The organism is Mycolicibacterium phocaicum, assembly GCF_010731115.1.
Taxonomy (GTDB): Bacteria; Actinomycetota; Actinomycetes; order Mycobacteriales; family Mycobacteriaceae; genus Mycobacterium; species Mycobacterium phocaicum.
The window spans coordinates 4,693,733-4,710,401 of sequence record NZ_AP022616.1; the positions used below are offsets into that span (position 1 = coordinate 4,693,733).

Annotated in this window: 17 protein-coding genes and 1 riboswitch; of the genes, 11 read left to right on the forward strand and 6 right to left on the reverse strand. The window is 66.8% G+C overall.

Annotated elements, in window-relative coordinates; genetic code table 11:
- The first annotated feature begins 55 nt into the window (after positions 1-55).
- Entirely contained in the window at positions 56-694 is a 639-nt protein-coding gene (locus G6N46_RS22470; RefSeq protein ID WP_110767793.1) for a GntR family transcriptional regulator, read from the forward strand.
- On the forward strand, positions 691-1,896 hold the full coding sequence (locus G6N46_RS22475; protein ID WP_138250717.1) for an MFS transporter: 1,206 nt from the start codon (positions 691-693) through the stop codon (positions 1,894-1,896). The genes G6N46_RS22470 and G6N46_RS22475 overlap by 4 nt, the downstream gene beginning before the upstream one ends.
- Before the next feature lie 59 nt (positions 1,897-1,955).
- On the opposite strand, the gene G6N46_RS22480 is transcribed toward G6N46_RS22475, so the two are convergent.
- From G6N46_RS22480 to thiC, 5 genes are all read right to left on the reverse strand, one after another.
- Positions 1,956-2,234, reverse strand: coding sequence for a DoxX-related protein (locus tag G6N46_RS22480; RefSeq protein WP_138250716.1), 279 nt, complete (start codon positions 2,232-2,234; stop codon positions 1,956-1,958).
- 16 nt (positions 2,235-2,250) lie between these two features.
- Positions 2,251-3,738 carry a flavin-containing monooxygenase gene (locus G6N46_RS22485; RefSeq protein WP_138250715.1) on the reverse strand — a complete coding sequence of 496 codons (1,488 nt, stop codon included), beginning with the start codon at positions 3,736-3,738 and terminating at the stop codon, positions 2,251-2,253.
- 14 nt (positions 3,739-3,752) lie between these two features.
- Complete coding sequence (locus G6N46_RS22490; protein WP_138250714.1) at positions 3,753-4,379, reverse strand: alpha/beta hydrolase family protein; 627 nt, start codon at positions 4,377-4,379, stop codon at positions 3,753-3,755.
- A gap of 2 nt (positions 4,380-4,381) precedes the next feature.
- Complete coding sequence (thiD, locus tag G6N46_RS22495; RefSeq protein WP_138250713.1) at positions 4,382-5,239, reverse strand: bifunctional hydroxymethylpyrimidine kinase/phosphomethylpyrimidine kinase; 858 nt, start codon at positions 5,237-5,239, stop codon at positions 4,382-4,384.
- The gene (gene thiC, locus G6N46_RS22500; protein ID WP_138250712.1) at positions 5,236-6,858 is read right to left on the reverse strand and encodes a phosphomethylpyrimidine synthase ThiC; all 1,623 of its coding nucleotides are present in this window, start codon (positions 6,856-6,858) and stop codon (positions 5,236-5,238) included. The genes thiD and thiC overlap by 4 nt, the downstream gene beginning before the upstream one ends.
- A riboswitch (TPP riboswitch) is annotated at positions 6,850-6,964 on the reverse strand. Its footprint overlaps the gene before it by 9 nt.
- Before the next feature lie 116 nt (positions 6,965-7,080).
- Between thiC and G6N46_RS22505 the strand changes: the two genes are divergently transcribed.
- Positions 7,081-8,835: an MFS transporter gene (locus G6N46_RS22505; RefSeq protein ID WP_138250711.1), complete on the forward strand. Its 1,755-nt coding sequence runs from the start codon at positions 7,081-7,083 to the stop codon at positions 8,833-8,835.
- Positions 8,836-8,842: 7 nt separating this feature from the next.
- Here G6N46_RS22505 and G6N46_RS22510 read toward each other — a convergent pair whose 3' ends face one another.
- Positions 8,843-9,895, reverse strand: coding sequence for a ferredoxin--NADP reductase (locus G6N46_RS22510; RefSeq protein ID WP_064860945.1), 1,053 nt, complete (start codon positions 9,893-9,895; stop codon positions 8,843-8,845).
- Between the two features lie 88 nt (positions 9,896-9,983).
- Between G6N46_RS22510 and G6N46_RS22515 the strand changes: the two genes are divergently transcribed.
- The 8 genes from G6N46_RS22515 (at position 9,984) to G6N46_RS22550 (ending at position 16,666) form a co-directional block, all read left to right on the forward strand.
- Positions 9,984-10,973, forward strand: a complete 990-nt coding sequence (locus G6N46_RS22515) for an alpha/beta hydrolase (protein ID WP_138250710.1) — start codon at positions 9,984-9,986, stop codon at positions 10,971-10,973.
- Positions 10,973-11,830, forward strand: coding sequence for an SDR family NAD(P)-dependent oxidoreductase (locus G6N46_RS22520; protein WP_138250709.1), 858 nt, complete (start codon positions 10,973-10,975; stop codon positions 11,828-11,830). Before G6N46_RS22515 ends, G6N46_RS22520 begins: the two co-directional genes overlap by 1 nt.
- Positions 11,831-11,842: 12 nt before the next feature.
- Positions 11,843-12,763 carry a ferritin-like domain-containing protein gene (locus G6N46_RS22525; protein WP_138250708.1) on the forward strand — a complete coding sequence of 307 codons (921 nt, stop codon included), beginning with the start codon at positions 11,843-11,845 and terminating at the stop codon, positions 12,761-12,763.
- 12 nt (positions 12,764-12,775) lie between these two features.
- On the forward strand, positions 12,776-14,260 hold the full coding sequence (locus tag G6N46_RS22530) for a flavin-containing monooxygenase (RefSeq protein WP_138250707.1): 1,485 nt from the start codon (positions 12,776-12,778) through the stop codon (positions 14,258-14,260).
- A gap of 9 nt (positions 14,261-14,269) precedes the next feature.
- Positions 14,270-15,040, forward strand: coding sequence for a MerR family transcriptional regulator (locus G6N46_RS22535; protein ID WP_138250706.1), 771 nt, complete (start codon positions 14,270-14,272; stop codon positions 15,038-15,040).
- Between the two features lie 3 nt (positions 15,041-15,043).
- Positions 15,044-15,430 (forward strand): hypothetical protein, encoded by a 387-nt coding sequence (locus G6N46_RS22540; RefSeq protein WP_138250705.1) that lies wholly within the window; start codon positions 15,044-15,046, stop codon positions 15,428-15,430.
- A gap of 158 nt (positions 15,431-15,588) precedes the next feature.
- A complete protein-coding gene (locus G6N46_RS22545) occupies positions 15,589-16,209 on the forward strand; it encodes a hypothetical protein (protein WP_167526425.1) in 621 nt (206 codons plus the stop codon).
- A gap of 133 nt (positions 16,210-16,342) precedes the next feature.
- Complete coding sequence (locus tag G6N46_RS22550; RefSeq protein ID WP_138250703.1) at positions 16,343-16,666, forward strand: hypothetical protein; 324 nt, start codon at positions 16,343-16,345, stop codon at positions 16,664-16,666.
- Positions 16,667-16,669: the final 3 nt, after the last annotated feature.

Sequence of the window (16,669 nt, forward strand, 5' to 3'; positions counted from 1 at the left end):
TTAGGTCCGTCACTGCTTGTATGCAAGCTTGCATGCAAGTTGCTACTGTCGTCCCGTGGCCATTGATCAGACTCCCGCCAGCGAGCGCGCCTACCGTGACACCAAGAGCAAGATCCTGGTCGGCGCGGTCAAGGGCGGGCAGCTGCTGAGCGAGGTCGCGGTCGCGGCGGAACTCGGCGTGAGCCGGACCCCGGTGCACGAGGCCTTCCTGCGGCTGGCGGCCGAAGACCTGCTGGATCTGCTGCCCCGGCGAGGCGCGGTCGTCGTCCCGATCTCGCCGCGGGAAGCCACCGACCTGCTCGAGATGCGCCTGGCGCTGGAGGGCAGTGCTGTGCGCCGCCTCTGCCGTTCTGAGGCCACCGCGCAGGCAGTGGCTGCCGAACTCGCCCGGCTGATCGACCAGCAGCGTGGCGCGGCCACCGATCTGGCGCGCTTCGCCGAGCTCGACGACGCCTTCCACCGGCACATCGTGGACTCCGCCGGCAACTGCATCGCGCAGCGGTTCTACGGCTCGTTGGGCGACCGGCAACGCCGCATGATGGCCGACGCCGTGCAGGCCGACCAGACGCTCGTCGAACGGCTCATCGCCGAACACGCCGAGCTGGCCCAGGCCATCGACGTCCGCGACGCGACGGCGTTCGACGCCCGCCTGCTGGCGCACCTCGAGTCGACGTACGAGGTGGTGCTGCGATGAGCCGCGCCCGTGTGAAGCCATGGCTCGCCGTCGCCGCCGGCGTCTTCTGCATCGGTTGGGGCGGAAACCAATTCACCCCGATGCTGATCGAATACGTGCACCGCGCCGGATACTCCCGCGTGGACGTCGATGTCCTGCTGGGCGCCTACGTGCTGGGCCTGATCCCCGGGCTGCTGGTCGCTGCGGCCATGTCGAACCGGTACGGCCGGCGCCCGCTGATGGTCGCGGGGCTGATCAGCTCGGCGCTCGGCAGCCTGATCCTCGCGACCGGTGAATTGGGCGGATTCCCAGCGCTTTTCGTCGGCCGGCTGCTCTGTGGGCTGAGCGTGGGTGTCGCGATGGCCGTTGGTTCGACCTGGATCGCGGAGCTGTCCGCACCGCCGTACGACACCGCAGCGACGGGGGCCGGCGCCCGCCGGGCCTCGATCTGGCTGTCGCTGGGGCTGGCGATCGGACCCTTGTGCTCGGGCCTGCTGGCGCAGTTCGCGCCGCTGCCGTTGACACTGACGTACCTGGTGCAGGCCGCGCTGTGCGTGCCGGCGCTGTGGCTGGTGCTGACGCGGACGGTCGAGACCCGGGGTGCCCGGGTCAGTGGAGACCTGTTGTCCCAGTTGCGGGTTCCGGCCGCCACGCACCGCCGCTTCGTCCGCGTCGTGGCCCCGATGGCGCCGTGGGTTTTCGGTTCGGCGGCCATCGCATACGCCATCGTGCCGGCTCTGGTGGCCGACCGGCTGGGCTCCTGGGCGCTGCTGTACACCGCGGGTCTGACGGTGCTGACGCTGGCCTGTGGCGTGCTGGTGCAGCCGGTCGCGAGGCGGTTGGACGACCATTCCAGCGCCCGCGCGGTGGTGGTGTCGATGGTGCTGATGTCGGCCGGGGTGTTCGCCGCGGTCGCCACGGCGGTCACGCGCTCGCCGGCCATCGCGGTGCTGGTGGCCATGCTGCTGGGCAGTGCGTACGGCATCGCCATCGTGTCCGGGCTGCTGGAGATTCAGCGCATCGCCGAACCCCACGAATTGGCCGGGGTGTCTGGCGTGTACTACTCGCTGGCGTACGTCGGCTTCCTGCTGCCCGCGGTGCTCGCCGCGCTGGCCCACTACGTCAGCTACCCGGCGATGCTCACCGTCGTCGGCCTACTGGCGGCAGTGTGCACCGTGATCTGTGCGGCAGGCTGGTCCAAGCACCTGCCGGCCCGCGCGTAGATCGGGATTCGTGCACGATTTTCCGCGGTCACCGCGGAAAATCGTGCACAAATCCCCGTCTAGCGGTTGCGGAAGACGTTGGCGGCCAGGTAGAGGCCGTACCCGATCACGCCGATGGTCGCGAGCTTGCGGGTCTGCGGCACGATCAGGCCGACGCCGAGCGCCGTCTCGATGGACCCGTTGATCTGCAGGTGCTTGTCGATGTCGCTCGGGAACGCCATCGTGACGATGCCCCTGAACAGGTCGGGCTTGACGAAGTGTGCCAGCCCGGCCAGCGCGAGGCCGATCCCGGCCAGCAGGCCCTTCTTTCCAGCGGTGTTCTCAGCGGCGTCGGTCACCTGTGGTCCTCTCTGATCACGAAATCTTGTAGTCGCTCAACGGAAATTCGGAAGCTTCCCGAATCGCCGTCTCGGTCGATGACGGGCGCAGCAGCGTGGGCTCACCCGCGGGATTGAAATAGTACGAGTGCGCGCTGGCGCAGTTGCCGAGGGTGAACAGCGAGTCGCCGAGCAGTTCGGTCATCCGGTCGAGGAACGCCGTGTTGGCTTCCTCGGTGACCTCGAATGTCGTCGCACCGCGCGCCTTGACCTCGGTGAAAAGCCGGTCCATCAGCCGCATCTGGTACTCCATGGTGTTGAAGAAGTTCAACCCCAGGAAGGCGTACGGGCTCGCCAGGCTCAGGTAGTTCGGGAAGTACGGCATCGACACGCCCTGGTAGGCCTGGAAACGCGTTTCGCGCCACCACTTTCCGAGATCGCGGCCCTCGCGGCCGATCACCTCGATGGCCGGGAAGTTGGCCTCCCACAGGTCGAAACCGGTTGCGAGCACCAGGGTGTCGATCTCGACCTTGACACCGTCGTTGCCCAGGATGCCGTCGGCCTCGATCCGGTCGATGCCGGCGTCCTGCAGGTGCACGTTGGGGCGGTTGAAGGCCTGGTAGTAGCCGTTGCTGAAAGTCGGCCGCTTGCAACCGAAGTCGTAGTCCGGGGTCAGTCGGCGCCGCAGGTCCTTGTCGCGGATGACGAAGAACCGGTGCATCTTCGACAGGTCGGAGGCCGAGATGTTGAAGCGGCCGCGGAACATGCCGTAATGCCGGACCCCGACCGACACCATCACCTCGTAGATCGAGTCGGTGAGCCAGCGCAGCACGCGCTGCGTCAATGGGAACCGGGCGAACATCTTCTTGGCGCGGGCGCCGAAGCGCGGGTCGATCTTGGGTACCACCCAGATCGGCGTGCGCTGGAATACCGTCAGGTCGGCGGCGGTCTTGGCCAGCTCGGGAATCAGCTGCACCGCGGTGGCGCCGGTGCCGATGACGGCAACGCGCTTGCCCGCCGGGTCGTAGTCGTCATCCCAGTCGGTGGTGTGGATGACGCGACCTTCGAAGCTCTCGATGCCGGGAATCGCCGGGATGTTGGGCTGCGACAGGAAGCCGGTGGCGGTGATCAGGTAGCGGGCGCTGAGAGTCTCACCGTCGGCGATGTTGACGCGCCACAGCGACGCCTCCTCATCCCAGCGGGCGCCGTTGACGACGACGTTGAACCGGATGTGCCGCCGCACGTCGTACTTGGCCGCGACGTCGTCGGCGTAGCGCTTGATCTCCGGGCCCGGTGTGAACAGCCGCGACCAGTTCGGGTTGGGCTCGAAGAAGTACGAGTACGTGGTGGTGGGCACGTCGACCGCGAGCCCTGGATAGTGGTTGACGTACCAGGTGCCGCCGAGGTCGTCCTCGCGCTCCAGGATCGTGAAGTTCTCGATCCCGAGGCGTTTGAGCTGGATGGCCGCACCGATACCGGCGAATCCTGCGCCGACGATGACCGCGTCGAACTGCTGCGTCGTCATATCCAGACGGTACCTCAGGTACCGCTTCGCGCCACGAACACAAGAGCCGCGGCGACCGCCAGCGCGGGGACGTCCAGGGTCTTGGAGCCCAGGTCATGGCGGGCCCCGGTGATCTCGATGAGCTCGGTGGGCGCCGGGATCAGCTGGGCTGCGGCCGTCAGCTCGTCGATGCTCCCGAACGGGTCGGCCGTGCCGTGGGTGAACACCGTCGGGACCTTGATCTGGCCGAGGTGCTCGGTGCGTGCCCGCTCGGGCTTGCCGGGTGGGTGCAGGGGATAGGAGAACAGCGTCAGCGCCGCCAGGTCGGCGCCCTGCGCCGCGACCATCGACGTCATCCGGCCACCGTAGGAGTGGCCGCCGGCGATCACCGGTCCATCGGTCAGTGTGTGCGCCAGCTCGATGGCCTCGACGATGCCCTGCTGGTCCGATGCCGCCGAGTTGGACGGCGGACCCTTCGGACGGCGGCGCCGGTAGGGCAGGTTGTAGCGGATCGCGAGCCAGCCGTGGCGCGCCCATTCGTCGCAGAGCCGGATGATGAGTGGGGCGTCGCGGTTACCGCCCGCGCCGTGCGTCAGCAGCACGACGCCCGTCGGAGTGCCGTCGGGTTCGTGCGCGATGCCCGCGATGTCCTCGAGGCTCACGCTCAGGCCCGATCGTCTTCGCGCGAGCGCTCATCCGCCAACCGGAAGAGTGCGTTGACCGGACCGTGGCCGCGGCCCAGCGGGTAGGCCGCCCGCAGGCATTCGGTCACCCAGCTCTTGCCGAACGCCACCGCGTCAGGCACCGAAAAGCCATGCGCCAGTGCGCAGGCCGTGGACGCGGCGAGGGTGTCACCGGCGCCGTGGTCATGGCCGGTGTCGATGCGCTCGGTGGTGAATTCGTAGAACTCGTTGCCGTCGTACAGCAGGTCCGGGCTGTGATCGCTGGACCGCAGGTGGCCGCCCTTGACCAGGGCCCACTTCGGGCCCAGGTCGTACAACGCCTTGGCGGCATCGCGTTGCGTCGCCGCATCCACCACGTCGATGCCGGTGATCAACCGGACCTCGTCGAGGTTCGGGGTGACCAGCGTGGCAATCGGAAACAGCTGCGTGCGAACCGAATTCAGCGCGCTGGGGTGCAGCAGCGGGTCGCCGTGCATCGACGCGCACACCGGGTCGACGACCAGCGGGATGTCACCGTCGAGACTCTGCCAGGTGTCCGCGACCGCACCGATGATCTCGGCCGAGGCCAGCATGCCGGTCTTGGCCGCCTGGATGCCGATGTCGTCGGCCACCGCGGTGATCTGCCCGCTGATGATGTCGAGTGGCAGCTCGTGAAAACCCTTGACCCCCACCGAGTTCTGCACCGTCACCGCGGCGACGGCGACGCATCCATGCACGCCGAGCATCGCGAAGGTACGCAGGTCGGCCTGGATTCCGGCGCCGCCGCCGGAATCCGAGCCGGCGATGGTCATCACCCGCAGCGGCGTTTCGCCCGGCGGGGTCAAAGGTAGAAAGCTCACGGAGCCAAGGGTAGATACACCCGGTTGCCGTGGTCGGCGAACTCCTGGGATTTCTCCGCCATGCCCTGCGCGATCTCGTCCGCGAAATCGGGGGCGACCCCGTCCGGGTAGGCGTCGCGGATGTCCTGCGTGATGCGCATCGAGCAGAACTTCGGGCCGCACATCGAGCAGAAGTGCGCGGTCTTGGCGGGCTCGGCGGGCAGCGTCTCGTCGTGGTACTCGCGGGCGGTGTCCGGGTCGAGCGACAGCGCGAACTGGTCGTGCCAGCGGAACTCGAAGCGGGCCTGGCTCAATGCGTTGTCGCGGTCCTGCGCGCCGGGGTGGCCCTTGGCCAGGTCGGCGGCGTGCGCGGCGATCTTGTACGCGATGACCCCGTCCTTGACGTCCTTGCGGTTGGGCAGACCCAGGTGTTCCTTGGGGGTGACGTAGCAGAGCATCGCGGTACCGGCCTGCGCGATGATCGCCGCGCCGATGGCGGAGGTGATGTGGTCGTACGCCGGTGCGATGTCGGTGGCCAGCGGGCCCAGCGTGTAGAACGGGGCCTCTTCGCAGAGTTCCTCTTCCAGGCGGACGTTCTCGACGATCTTGTGCATCGGGACGTGGCCCGGGCCCTCGATCATCACCTGCACGCCATGCGATTTGGCGATCTTGGTGAGCTCGCCCAGGGTGCGCAGCTCGGCGAACTGGGCCTCGTCGTTGGCGTCGGCGATCGAGCCGGGACGCAGACCGTCACCGAGGGAGAAGGTGACGTCGTAGCGCTGCAAGATTTCGCAGAGCTCTTCGAAGTGCGTGTACAGGAACGATTCCTGGTGGTGCGCCAGGCACCACGCCGCCATGATCGAGCCGCCGCGCGACACGATGCCGGTGACGCGCTTGACCGTCAGCGGGATGTAGCGCAGCAGCACGCCGGCGTGCACCGTCATGTAGTCGACGCCCTGCTCGCACTGCTCGATGACGGTGTCGCGGTACAGCTCCCAGGTCAACTTGGTGGGATCGCCGTTGACCTTCTCCAGCGCCTGATAGATCGGCACGGTGCCGACCGGGACGGGGGAGTTGCGCAGGATCCACTCGCGCGTCATGTGGATGTCCTTGCCGGTGGACAGATCCATGATGGTGTCGGCGCCCCAGCGGGTGGCCCACACCATCTTGTCGACCTCTTCGGAGATCGACGACGTGACGGCCGAGTTGCCGATGTTGGCGTTGACCTTCACCGCGAAGGCCTTGCCGATGATCATCGGCTCGAGCTCGGGGTGGTTGTGGTTGGCCGGAATGATGGCGCGGCCGATGGCGACCTCGTCGCGGACCAGCTCGGCCGGCACGCCCTCGCGCTCGGCGATGAACGCCATCTCCGCGGTGATCTCGCCGTTGCGGGCGCGCTGCAGCTGGGTGCCGCGGTCCTTGACGACGCCGGGGCGGGCGGGCAGGCCCTTCTCGAGGTCGATGGTGGCGGTCTCGTCGGTGTACGGACCCGAGGTGTCGTACAGGTCGAGGTGGTCGCCGGTGGTCAGGTTGACCCGTCGGAACGGGACCTTTCCGCCGTCGGGAAGCTCCCGGTAAACCTTGGTGCTGCCCTGGATCGGGCCGCAGGAAAGGTCGTTGAATACAGCAATTGCAGTCATCTGCTTACTCCCTACGCCGGCATTACCCGGTCAGGTTCATACGGTCGACGGCGCCATTCAGCCGTCCTCTCAGCGCACCAAGGTGTGCGCTCCCGCGCGGACGTTGTTCACCGTAGTCGATCGTCGTGGGAAGGCAAGGGTGCCTCAGCCGGGAATCGAATTGTCACGAGGTCGTTTGTATAGCTAACATATGTTTTTCTGATATTGGAGCGAAACCGACTGATGACGACTGACACCGAGCTCACCGGGCCGCGCGACACCGCGCTCGCGGCAACCGCGCGCCGACGCGTCCAGATGGACCACGACCACCCCCGCTACAAGTGGGTCGTGCTGGCCAACACCACGCTGGGCACACTGCTGGCCACGATCAACGCCTCGATCGTGCTGATCTCACTACCGGCGATCTTCCGGGGTATCGGGCTGAACCCGCTGGCGCCGAGCAACGTCAGCTACCTGCTGTGGATGCTGATGGGCTACCTCGTGGTGACGGCCGTGCTCGTGGTGCCGTTCGGCCGGCTCGGGGACATGTACGGCCGGGTCCGCATCTACAACCTGGGTTTCGTCATCTTCACGCTGGCGGCCGTCGCGCTGTCGTTCGATCCGTTCCATCTCGGTGGCGGTGCGATCTGGCTCATCGCCTGGCGGGTGATCCAGGGTGTCGGCGGCGCGATGTTGATGGCGTCGTCGTCGGCGATCCTGACCGACGCCTTCCCGGCCAACCAGCGCGGCATGGCCCTCGGCGTGAACATGGTGGCCGCGGTGGCCGGATCGTTCCTCGGTCTGCTGATCGGCGGTTTCCTCTCGGAATGGGAGTGGAAGGCCGTGTTCTGGGTCGGCATCCCGATCGGCGTGATCGGCGCCATCTGGAGCTACCGCTCGCTGCGTGAGCTGGGTACCCGGTCGCCCGGCAAGCTGGACTGGGCCGGCACCGTGACATTCGGCCTCGGCCTGACGGTTCTGCTGCTCGGCATCACGTATGGCATTCAGCCGTACGGTGATTCGCCGACGGGCTGGGGCAGCCCTGCCGTCCTCGGCTCCATCTGTGTGGGTCTGCTGCTGTTGGTGGTGTTCTGCATCATCGAGCTCAAGGTCGAGTCGCCGATGGTCGACATGCGGCTGTTCAAGTCGGCGACCTTCGGCATGGGCAACCTGGCCGGGCTGCTGTCGTCGGTGGGCCGCGGTGGCCTCCAGTTCATGCTCATCATCTGGCTGCAGGGCATCTGGCTGCCGTTGCACGGCTACGACTTCGAATCGACGCCGCTGTGGGCGGGCATCTACCTGCTGCCGGCGACCATCGGCTTCCTGGTGGCGGCACCCGTCGCCGGCAGCCTGTCCGACCGCTTTGGCGCGCGGCCACTGGCGGTCGGCGGCATGCTGCTGATGGCGGTGACCTTCGTTGCGCTGCTGCTGATTCCGGTCAATTTCGCGTACTGGGAATTCGCCCTGCTGGTGTTCCTCAACGGCGTCGGCGGCGGCATCTTCACCGCGCCGAACACCGCGGCGATCATGTCGAGCGTGCCGGCGGCGCAGCGCGGCGCTGCGTCGGGTGTGCGGTCGACGTTCTTCAACGCCGGCAGCTCGCTGTCGATCGGCATCTTCTTCTCGCTCATGGTCGTCGGGCTGGCCGGCACCTTGCCGACCGCGTTGTCCAGTGGTCTGCAGCAGCAAGGGGTTTCGGCCGACGTCGCGCAGCAGGTGGCCGAACTGCCGCCGGTGGGCAGCCTGTTCGCGGCCTTCCTCGGCTACAACCCGGTGGGCGAGCTGCTGGCTCCGTTCCACACGCTGCAACAGCCGGGCGTCGATGCCGCCACCCTGACGGGTCAGAGCTTCTTCCCGCAGCTCATCACCGAGCCGTTCCACTCCGGCCTGGTCGTGGTGTTCGGCGCGGCGGCGGTCATGATGCTGCTGGGTGCGGTGGCGTCGATGTTCAACCCCGGTACCTACGCCACCGAGCCCGGCGCCGACAACGCGGCGTGACGGCCGGTCAGCGGTCGAAAACAGCTGTCAGATGGTCGGATTCGGGTATCGACTGGCACGCCAGCCGGACGCCGATGCCGAGTTCGTAGTCGTCGAGGGTGTCGTTGATCCGCATGCTCACCTGGCCTTCGCGCAGCGTGTACGCGCAGGCGCCGCAGTTGCCTTCGCGGCAGGCGTAGGGTGCGTCGATACCTCGGCTCAGCAGGGTGTCGAGCAGCACTTCGCTCTTGGGCCAGCTGATCTCGTGGGTATCGCCGTCGATCTCGACGGTCGCGGTCACCGCGTCGGAGGCTGCGGCCGAACGGGTCGCCGGCTCCGGCGCGGCGAAAGCATCCGTGGTCAGTGAGACGAAGACCTCGCGGTGCACGTGCTCACAGGCGACGCCGGCGTCGTGCAGGGCGGCCGCGGCCACGTCCATGAATGCGGCTGGGCCGCACAGGTAGGCGGCGGTATCGGCTGCGGGTGTCGAGGGCAGCAAGGAGCGCAGGCCGGCCGGAGTGGGCAGGCTGGACTCCGACTCGAGCCAGTGTGCGACCGTCAGCCGGTCGGCATGTGCCGCAAGCAGTTCCGCCAACTCGGCGTCGAAGATGACCGACTCGCGGTCGCGGTTGGCGTAGACGAGTGTCACCCGGCGGCCGGACTGCAGCAGTTCGGCGCGGATCATCGAGATGACCGGGGTGATGCCACTGCCGGCGGCGACGAAGACCAGCTCGCTGTCTGCCGGACGGACCGTGAAAGCGCCTGCGGGCGTGAGGGATTCCAGTGTCATACCGGCCTCGGCATGGTCGCACAGCCAGTTGGATGCGAGGCCTCCCGCGGTGCGCTTCACGGTCACCTTCAGGTGCTCGTCGGCGGCCGGACTGCTCGACAGCGAATAGCACCGCGAGACGGCGCCACTGTGTGCCGGGATGCGCAGGGTCAGGAACTGGCCGGCCTGGTAGGCGAACTGCTCACGGGCGTCGTGCGCGGCCGTCAGGACCAGCGACACGGCGTCGGGGGTCTCGGTGATCACCTCGACCACGGTCAACTCGTGTGACCTGGACGCTGTCGATGCGGTCATGAAATGCCTTCCGTCGTGGGACCAGGTCAGATTGTCGTCGTTAACTGTGCCATTGACAAATGGCACAGTTAATGATGACCTAGTTGCCGTGACGGAAACTGATCGGGCAACGCTGCCCGAAGTACCCACGCGCGCAACGCTGCGCGCCGCGCTCTCGGCCACGGTGACCCGCTGGACCCTTGGCAATCTGACCAGCGTCATCCCGATGAACACCCCAGGTGTCTGGTTCGGGCGCGGGCTGATCGCCACCATCATGGAGACCTTCGGCTCGATGCCCGACGGCACCAGGATCGTCCCGGTCCGCACGCCGAACCTGCGGGGCGAGTGGGTTCTCGGCCCGGGCGTCGAGTTCGGCCGCCGCGCCGGTTACTACGTGCACGGCAGCGCCTACGTCATCTGCTCGGCACGCACCCACCGCAAGCTCGTGGCCCGGTTGTCCGAGGCAACCGGACTGCCGATGTTCGTCGTGGACTACCGGCTGGCACCCGAGCACCGCTTCCCGACGGCGGCCGAGGACGTCGAAGCCGGGTACCGGTGGCTGCTGTCGGAAGGCTATGCGGCCTCGGACATCGTGATGGGCGCCGACTCTGCCGGCGGTCACCTGACCTGCGACATGCTGCTGGCGCACGCCGGCGACCCGGACTTTCGGCCCGCCGGCGTGGTGCTGTTCTCGCCGTTGATCGACGTGACGCTCGGGCTCGCGCTCGAACAGGAGAAGGCGTCGTACCGTGATCCGGCGATGTCTGCCACCGCGGCCGCGCGCATGGTCGGGCTGTACACGCAAGGACAGAACCTGGCCGATCCGCGCCTGCGGCTCGACTTCGCGAAGGCAGAGCAGTTGCCGCCCATGCTGATTCAGGTCGGTGGTTTCGAGATGCTGCGCGCCGACGCCCGCTACCTCGACGCCGAACTCCGCCGTGGCGGTGGCGCCAGCACGCTCGAGGTCTGGCCCGGCATGGTGCACGTGTTCCAGGCCCTGCCGCATCTGGCGCCCGAAGCCGGCCCGGCACTGCGCCGCGCCGCGGCCTTCATCGCCGCTGCCTACAAGCGATCCAACGAGCTCGAAGAGGTGTGCTGATGATCGGCATCGACGCGATCCTGAATGTCTTTCGCGGGCAACGTCGCTCGGACAAAGCGAAGGCGGTGGTCACCGGCGCCGGCAGCGGCATCGGCCGGTCGTTCGCGCTCGAGCTCGCGCGCCGGGGCGGCGAGATCATCTGTGCGGACATCAGCCTGGAGCGCGCCAAAGAGACCGTCGCGCTGATCGACCAGCTGCCGACGGGCAAGGGGCACGCCGTGCAGTGCGACGTCGCCGACCGCACCGCCATCGAGCTGCTGGCCAAGCAGGCGCAGGAGATCTTCGGTGGCGCACCGACACTGGTCATCAACAATGCGGGCGTCGGCATCGGCGGAAAACCGGTGGGTGACATCGGCTTCGAGGACTGGGACTGGGCGCTCGGCATCAACCTGTGGGGCGTGGTGTACGGCTGCGAGGTCTTCACACCGCTGCTACGCGAAGCCGGCCGGGGCGGCATCATCAACGTGGCCTCGGCGGCCGGATTCGCCGCTGCGCCGTCGATGGCGGCCTACAACGTGTCCAAGGCCGGCGTGATGTCGCTGTCGGAAACCCTGGCCGCTGAACTCGACGGCACCGATGTCGCCGTCACTGTACTGTGCCCGACCTTCGTGAAAACCAACGTCTTCACCGACGGTCGCATCACCCCGAGTTCGATGAGCCTGAGCCAACAACTTGCTCGCTGGACCGGTCTGTCGGCCGACAACGTCGCCGCCCGCACCCTGGACGCGCACGACGGCGGCCGGCTCTACGTGGTGCCGCAACTCGACGCCACCGTTATCTGGCACCTCAAGCGACACTTCCCCGCCCTGTACGTCCGCGGTGCCGGACTATTCGGACGCGTACTTCCCAAGGACTGAAAGGAACCCATCATGGCAATGGATCTCGACGAGATGCTGCAGCGGATCAAGGACAAGCAGTGGGCCCTGGCCGACATCGACTGGGACGCACCGGGTGCCGAGCTGATCGAGCCCGAACTGTGGGCCAAGCTCAAGCCGTTCATGACCGACCTGATGTGGATCGAGAACGTGGGCGCCCGTGGCTTCGCCGCGCTGGCCAAGAAGGCGCCGACCCCGACGCTCAAGAGCATCTACGAGCACTTCCACGCCGAGGAGCAGAAGCACGCCAACGCCGAGCTGGCGCTGATGCGGCGCTGGGGCATGCTCGAGAACGACGAGGTGCCGCCGCCGAGCGTCAACGTGCAGCTGGTGATCACCTGGCTCGACAAGTTCTCCGACGGCATGTCGCTGTCGATTTTGGGCACCGTCATCCCCATGCTGGAGGTGGCGCTGGACGGCGCACTGATCAAATTCATCACCGATGAGGTCAAGGATCCGGTGGCGCAAGAGGTCTTCAAGCGCATCAACTCCGACGAATCCCGCCACTTGGCAGTCGATTTCGAGGTGATGGACATCATCGGCCACGCGGGCATGCGCAAGCTGGCCGTCGACTTCGTCGGTAGCTGGATGAACCCGGCACTGGTCGTCGGCACGCTGAGCTACTTCCCCCTGTTGAACAAGATGCGCGACAACATCGTGGCCATGGGCGTCAACGAAGAGCGCCTGTACCAGGCGATGCGCCGCTTCCAAAGCGTCGGTGAGCGCAGCGCTTTCGCACGCCGGGTGCCGATGTACCGGTTCGTCTCATGGCACGCCAAGAAGGTCATCGACCGCACGTCGAAGTACCACTGGCTGGCCGACTCGCTGGTGGTCGTCACCGGCGCCATCCCGATGCCACTGGTGCGGTACACGCCGAGCTGGTCGGACGAGATGACCTACGAGCCGGTCGCCTAGGAGACACAAATCATGACTCTTTCTGTAGCCATCATCGGCGCCGGCTTCGCCGGCATCGGCGCCGCCATCAGGCTCAAAGACCAGGGCATCACCGATTTCGAGATCTTCGAACGCGGTACGCGCGTCGGCGGCACCTGGCGTGACAACACGTATCCCGGTGCGGCGTGCGACATCCCGTCGCGCCTGTACTCCTACAGCTTCGCGCCGAACCCGGACTGGTCACACACCTACTCCGGTAGCAACGAGATCCTCGGGTACATCGACAGCATGGTCGAGTCGTTCGGTATCGCACCGCATATCCGTTTCGGCCACAACGTCACCGGTGTGGAGTACGACGAGGTGGCGGGGGAGTGGACCGTCAACTTCGAGGGTCGCGAACCGGTTCAGGCACGTACCGTCATCGTCGCCTCGGGACCGCTGGCGAATGTCAGCTTCCCGAAGATTCCGGGCATCGAGGACTACGAGGGCCAGAAGATCCACAGTGCCCGTTGGGATCACGACTACGACTTCACCGGCAAGAAGGTCGCGGTCATCGGCACCGGCGCCAGTGGCGTGCAGATCGTCCCCGAACTGGTCAAGGTCGCCAAGTCGGTCAAGGTGTTCCAGCGCACGCCGGGCTGGGTGATCCCGCGCGTCAACAGTTCGACCTCGGGGTGGCTGAAGCGGATTTACAAGGACGTGCCGTTCGCCGAGAAGCTCGCCCGCTCGGCGTGGTTCTGGGGCCATGAGTCGGTGGCGCTCGGCGTGGTGTGGGACAGCCCGTTCACCCGGGTCGTCGAAGCACTGAGCCTCGCGAATCTGCGCCTGCAGGTGAAGGATCCGTGGCTGCGCCGTCAGCTCACCCCGGACTTCTCGGCCGGTTGCAAGCGACTGCTGATGACCGCCGACTACTACCCGGCGCTGCAGGCCGACAACTGCAAGCTTGTCACGTGGCCCATCGCCCGGTTGTCGCCCAAGGGAATCCGGACGGTCGAAGGCATCGAGCACCAGTTCGACGCCATCGTGTTCGCCACCGGTTTCGAGGTGTCCAAGGCCGGTACCCCGTTCCCTGTCGTCGGTATCGATGGCCGCGAGCTCGCCGCGGAATGGAGCCGGGGCGCGTACGCCTACCGCAGCGTCGCGGTATCCGGTTACCCCAATCTGTATTTCACCTTCGGGCCCAACTCCGGCCCCGGCCACAGCTCCGCGCTGGTGTACATGGAGGCGCAGATCGACTACATCGTCGAGGCGATCTCCAAGCTGCTGCAGTTCGGGTGGAAGTCGCTCGACGTGCGGCCCGAGGTGCAGGCCCGCTACAACGAGGACATCCAGCAGCGGCTGCAGTCCACCACGTGGAACTCGGGCTGCCAGAGCTGGTACCTCACCGAGGACGGCTTCAACGCGACGATGTTCCCCGGGTTCGCCACCCAGTACGTCAACCAGTTGAAGGCGGTCAATCTGCACGACTTCAAGATCACCGCGGAGCAGACCAGCGGTGCGTCGGTCCTGACCGCATAGAATCCGCTGGTGGCTGAGTACCGGATCGACGACCTCGCGCGCGAAGCGGGGACGACAACCCGGAACGTCCGCGTCTACCAGGAGAACGGCCTGCTGCCCCGGCCTCAGCGCCGGGGCCGGGTCGCGATCTACACCGATCGGCACCTGCGCCAGTTACAGGCGATCGTCCGGCTGCTCAGCGAGGGCTTCACCGTCAAGCACATCTTGAAGTTTCTCACCGGCCTGCAGCGCGGTGAGGGGCTCGTCGAGGTGCTGGACCTGGCGGAGCTCGAGGAGCTGGTGATCTCGCCGTGGTCGAACCCCGAGGCGCAGACCATGACGCGCCAGGAGCTGGAGATGCAGCTGGGCCGCCTCGACGGCGCGACGCTGCGCCGGCTCGTCGCCGGCCGGATCATCGAGCCGACGGACGACAAGGATGCCTACCTGGTACCTGACCGGCGGGTTATCGACGACTTCGCCAGGCTCATCTCCCGCGGGATGCCGTTGGCGGCGATCCTCAAGACCACCACCGCGGTCGACAAGAAGCTCGACGAAGCGGCCCGGGCCATGACCCGGGCCGGGCACACCGAGGTGGTCCGGCAGCGGGGGACCGGCTGGTATCCCAGCAACGACGTCGAACTTGCCTGGGCCGCCGATCTGATCGATGCCATGCGCCGTGTATCCCGCCGTTCTGCCCACGCTAGCCTTGACCGCGCGTTAGATGAAGCGGTGCGAGCCGAGCTGCGGCAGTACCAGCAGGAGGCCAAGGACAAGGGGGCTCCTGTCGAACGGAAGGCGTGAGTCATGGCGCAGGCAGACGGAGCTGAGGCTTCCTCCGGCAAACGGAAGCGCGGGCCGAGGACCCTCGTCCAAGCCGTGTTCGCATTGATGGACGATGTCGCCGAGCTCCGGAAATCGGCGCAGTTCATCGCCGACAACATCGCCGCCCTGAGCGAGAGCGCAGCGGGCATCGACCGGCATGCGGAACTGATCGCCAGCCAGATCACCACCTTGACCGAGGCCGCGGCCGGCATCGACACGTCGGCCGAGAAGATCGCCTACGGCGCCAACTCCATTGCCGCGACCCTGCCGAGCCTGAAGCGGCTCGCCGAAGTCGTGGAGCCGCTCGACACCACGGTGGCCCGGCTCGGCTGGCTCGTTGACCGCCTTCCGGGCGGAAAACGAAGCTAGTCGTCAATTCCTGTTCTCGCAGAACGGAATTCGTCCTCACTCGTCAATATCGAGACCCGTGTCGATCGGCTATTGCCACCCGCCGGACATCGGAGGAACGTATATCGGTGGACCGGCGGCGCCGCTGGGGCGCTGCCCCGATATAGAGGGGGTGGGTCGTGTACGCACGCTCTACCACTATTCACGCACAACCCTCGGACATCGATGCGGGAGTCGCTCATCTCCGTGATGAAGTGATGCCCAAACTCCAAGGCCTCCAAGGGTTCGTCGGTATGTCGCTGCTCACCGACCGGCAGTCCGGACGGTGCATCGCGGTGACCGCCTGGGAGTCCGAGGATGCGATGAATGCTCTCGCCGAACAAGTTCGGCCGATCCGCGAAAAGGCAGTCGAGATGTTCGGCGGCGCCGCCACCGTCGACGAGTGGGATATCGCGTTGTTGCACCGCGTTCGACAGATGCCCGAGGGTGCCTGTGCGCGCGTCACGTGGGGGCATGTCGATCCGGCTCATGCCGACGCCGCTATCGAACACTTCAAGATGAACATCGTCCCCGACAGCGAGGCCCTCGAGGGCTTCTGCAGCACCAGCCTGCTGGTTGATCGGAACACCGGCCGCGGCGTGGCCTGCACGACGTTCGACAGCCGGGAAGCCATGGAGCGCAACCGGGATGGGGCGCGCACCATGAAGCAGATGCGCATGAAGGAAACCGGTGCGGCCGAGCTGGACGAGGCCGAATTCGATGTGGCCTTTGCTCACCTGCGGGTGCCGGAACTGGTTTAGCCGCGGGCGCCGAACCGACCCGGGGACCGGACTGGTGCCGGGTCGTGTTCGGCTGCCCCCGTGGATGCAAGCCAAGAATCTGCCAAGCGTCGGGCTGCATGCTGTCGACCAACAACAGAGAGGGTTGAGTCCAATGACACGACGAATCGCACGACTGGCCGCGGCGGCACTGTTGTCCGGCGGGATGAGCTTGGCAGCCTTCGGATTGAGCGCCGGCACCGCCCAGGCCGAACCCTCCTCGGGTACCTGGTGTCCGGGCCAGCCGGTCCCAGGAGGCTTCACCGAGGTTGACTGGGACTGGACGACCTGCCATCGGTACAACCTGGTCCACCGCGGGAATCCGCCCCAGGTCGTCGGTATGACCGCGGAAGACGGCTGGTACGGCGGGCACCCGCACTACCGCACTGTCGCGGGCGAGAACACCAACGCGACCTGCCAGTTCCTGGGGTGCCCGTAGCTA